Origin of the sequence: Actinomadura sp. 7K507 (assembly GCF_004348425.1) — a bacterium.
GTDB lineage: Bacteria > Actinomycetota > Actinomycetes > Streptosporangiales > Streptosporangiaceae > Spirillospora.
The window spans coordinates 1-3,161 of record NZ_SMKK01000444.1; the positions used below are offsets into that span (position 1 = coordinate 1).

A 3,161-nucleotide genomic window follows, 5' to 3' on the forward strand; every position below is an offset into this window, starting at 1 on the left:
CGCCGAGCCCCCGCCACCGGCGGAGCCGGCCGGGCCGCCGCCCGCGCCCGAGCCGGCCGGGATGCCGCTCGCCGCGCCCGTCCCGGCGGACGCGGCGCCGCCCGCCCCGGGGAGCGGACCGGCGGCGGAGAACCCGGACGACGACGCACGCTCACCTGAGACGATGCGATCGATGATGTCCGCCATGCAGCGTGGCTGGCAGCGTGGCAGGCAGGACGCGGCCGACGCCGAGGCGGAGACCGCGCGGAACCCAGCCGACCAGGAGGACGACACCCCATGACAGGAGCCCAGCACTCCGGCGCGGAGGCCCGGGGCCAAGCCGGCGGCGAGCTGAACTGGCTGCTCGACAGCCTGGTGCAGCGGGTCGCACCGGTGCAGAACGCGGTGGTGCTGTCGAGCGACGGCCTGAAGATGGCCGCTTCGAGCGGGCTGGCCCGTGAGGAGTCCGAGCACCTGGCCGCCGTGGCCGCCAGTTTCCAGAGCCTCGCCCGCGGGGCGGGGGAGACGTTCGGCGGCGGGCCCGTCCGGCAGACGATCGTGGAGATGGAGTCGTCGTTCCTGTTCGTCACCGCCGCGGGGCAGGGCGCCTGCCTGGCCGTCCTCGCCGCGGCCGACGCCGACCTCGGGATCATCGCCTACGAGATGGCGATGCTCGTCACCCGGGTCGGGCAGCACCTCTCGGCCAACCCGCGGGTCGCCGCGGCCGACCCGGGCGGCGTGTGAGGTGGACGGGCGAGGCGGTGGCGGCTGGTACGACGAGGCGGCGGGACCCGTCGTCCGCCCGTACGCGCTCACCGGGGGGCGGACGCACTACGACGGCGTCGAGTTCGATCTGGTGGCGCTGATCGCCGCGGTGGAGCCGCCGGCGCAGGACGGCGACTCCGCCGCTCTCGCGGCGTCCCCGTGGGCGCCGGACCCGGAACATCACATGATCTTGGAGCTTTGCCGCACCCCGTTGTCGGTCGCCGAGATAGCGTCGGATCTGGAACTTCCCCTCGGGGTCGTCCGTGTCCTGCTCGGTGACCTGCTCGACCACTCGCTGATCCAGGTCCGGCGCCCCGCGCCGGTGGCGCAGTTCCCCGGCGAGCGCGTACTCAAGGAAGTGATCGATGGAATCCGTGCGCTCTGACACGGCCGCCGCCCAAGGCGATTCCGCGCTGACGGTCAAGATTCTCGTGGCCGGTGGTTTCGGTGTCGGCAAGACGACCCTGGTGAGCGCGGTCAGCGAGATCCGCCCGCTGCGGACCGAGGAGGCCCTGACCGAGAAGAGCATCGGGATCGACGACACCAGCGCGGTCGCGGCGAAGACGACCACGACGGTCGCGATGGACTTCGGGCGGATCACCCTGCCGAACGGCCTGGTGCTGTTCGTGTTCGGGACGCCCGGCCAGGACCGGTTCTGGTTCATGTGGGACGAGCTGGCCAAGGGCGCGCTGGGCGCGGTCGTCCTGGTGGACACCCGCCGCCTCGCCGACTGCTTCGCCTCGGTCGACTACTTCGAGCGGCGCGGCGTCCCGTTCATCATCGGCGTCAACCGGTTCGAAGGGGCCGGCAACCACACGGCCCAGCAGGTCCGCGACGCCCTGGACCTGGCCCCCGACATCCCGGTGATCTCGTGCGACGTCCGTGACCGGGAGGACGCCAAGCGGGTGTTGATCACCCTCGTCGAGCACATCATGCGCACGATGAGCGGCCGCCAGCCGGTCAGCTACTAGCACCGGGTCCCTCCCGGGCACCACAGGCCCCTGTCCGCCGCCGTGCGGGCAGGGGCTTTTTGCTCGATCATCTTTGTCCTCTGAGTGGAGAAAGTTTGGTCACGATCACGAAAAGGTCTTCTCAAGGCGGCGAAAGCCGGTTACGTTTCTCGCCATGGGACCCGCCGTGAGACCGAGGTCACACGGCGCCGGTCCGGACCCGGAGAACCCCGAGAGGACGGCGTGATGCGCATGTCGGCTCGTCCGCAGAACGTGCATCAGGCACGCCTGCTGCGGCTGCTGCGCGATGAGGGGCCGCGCTCGCGGGCCGAGCTGGGCGACGTGGTCAGGCTGTCGCGGTCGAAGCTGGCCGTGGAGCTGGACCGGCTCGTCGAGCTGGGCCTCGTCGAGGGAGCGGGGCTGGCCGCGTCCCGCGGCGGGCGGCGCTCCGGGATCGTGCGGCTGTCGCCGAACCTGCGGTTCGTCGCCTTCGACGTCGGGGCCACCTCGATCGACGTCGCGGTGACGGACGGCGCCATGGAGGTGCTCGGGCACGTCAGCGAGGAGTGCGACGTCCGGCAGGGCGCCACCGTGGTCCTCGAACGAGCCCTCGACCTGCTCGGCAAGCTGCGCGACGAGGGCCTGATCCCGCAGGTGCACGGCACCGGGATCGGCGTCCCCGGGCCGGTCAGCTTCCGGGACGGTATGCCGGTCGTCCCGCCGATCATGCCCGGCTGGGACCGGTTCCCGGTGCGGGAGGCGATCGGCCAGGAACTCGGCTGCCCGGTGCTGGTCGACAACGACGTGAACCTGATGGCGCTCGGCGAGCTGCACGCCGGGCTGGCCCGCTCGGTGGACGACTTCCTGCTCGTCAAGATCGGCACCGGTATCGGCTGCGGCATCGTCGTGGACGGCGCCATCTACCGCGGCGTGTCCGGCAGCGCCGGGGACATCGGCCACATCCGCGTCGACGACGACGGCCCCATCTGCGCGTGCGGCAACGCCGGCTGCCTGGAGGCCTTCTTCGGCGGCGCGGCGCTCGCCAGGGACGCCGGGGCCGCGGCCCGGTCGGGGGAGTCGCCGCAGCTCGCCGCGCTGCTGGAGACCCACGGGGAGCTGTCGGGCGAGCACGTCGCCCAGGCCGCCGCCGCGGGCGACCCGGTCTCGGTGCAGATCATCCGCGCGGGCGGCCGGCACGTCGGGCAGGTGCTCGCCGGGCTGGTCAGCTTCTTCAACCCCGGGCTCGTCATCATCGCGGGCGGCGTCGCCGGCCTCGGCCACGCGCTGCTCGCCGAGATCCGCAGCGTCGTCTACCGCCGGTCCGCCCCCCTGGCGACCGGCAACCTCCCGATCGTGCTGTCCGAGCTCGCCGGGGCCGCCGGCGTGGTCGGCGGCGCCCGCCTCATCAGCGACCACGTCTTCTCCGCGTCCTGACCGTCCCCGTCCCTGCCCCTCCCCGTCCCAACC

The 3,161-nt window shown here is 72.9% G+C and carries 4 protein-coding genes and 1 pseudogene; all 5 read left to right on the top strand.

Annotation, left to right across the window (positions count from 1 at the left end; all coding sequences use genetic code 11):
• Positions 1–280, top strand: a pseudogene (locus E1285_RS46265) (hypothetical protein); the annotation flags it as partial.
• On the top strand, positions 277–723 hold the full coding sequence (locus E1285_RS44135) for a roadblock/LC7 domain-containing protein (RefSeq protein WP_132160869.1): 447 nt from the start codon (positions 277–279) through the stop codon (positions 721–723). The pseudogene E1285_RS46265 and the gene E1285_RS44135, both read left to right, overlap by 4 nt.
• Before the next feature lies 1 nt (position 724).
• Complete coding sequence (locus E1285_RS44140) at positions 725–1,129, top strand: DUF742 domain-containing protein (RefSeq protein ID WP_132160870.1); 405 nt, start codon at positions 725–727, stop codon at positions 1,127–1,129.
• Positions 1,110–1,715 carry an ATP/GTP-binding protein gene (locus E1285_RS44145; RefSeq protein WP_132160871.1) on the top strand — a complete coding sequence of 202 codons (606 nt, stop codon included), beginning with the start codon at positions 1,110–1,112 and terminating at the stop codon, positions 1,713–1,715. The genes E1285_RS44140 and E1285_RS44145 overlap by 20 nt, the downstream gene beginning before the upstream one ends.
• A gap of 225 nt (positions 1,716–1,940) precedes the next feature.
• Positions 1,941–3,128, top strand: coding sequence for an ROK family transcriptional regulator (locus tag E1285_RS44150; protein WP_207947282.1), 1,188 nt, complete (start codon positions 1,941–1,943; stop codon positions 3,126–3,128).
• Positions 3,129–3,161: the final 33 nt, after the last annotated feature.

Bases quoted from the DNA above. Each gene is read 5' to 3' on its own strand.
- E1285_RS44135 (WP_132160869.1), top strand. From the start codon at position 277: ATGACAGGAGCCCAGCACTCCGGCGCGGAGGCCCGGGGCCAAGCCGGC.
- E1285_RS44150 (WP_207947282.1), top strand. From the start codon at position 1,941: ATGCGCATGTCGGCTCGTCCGCAGAACGTGCATCAGGCACGCCTGCTG.
- E1285_RS44145 (WP_132160871.1), top strand. From the start codon at position 1,110: ATGGAATCCGTGCGCTCTGACACGGCCGCCGCCCAAGGCGATTCCGCG.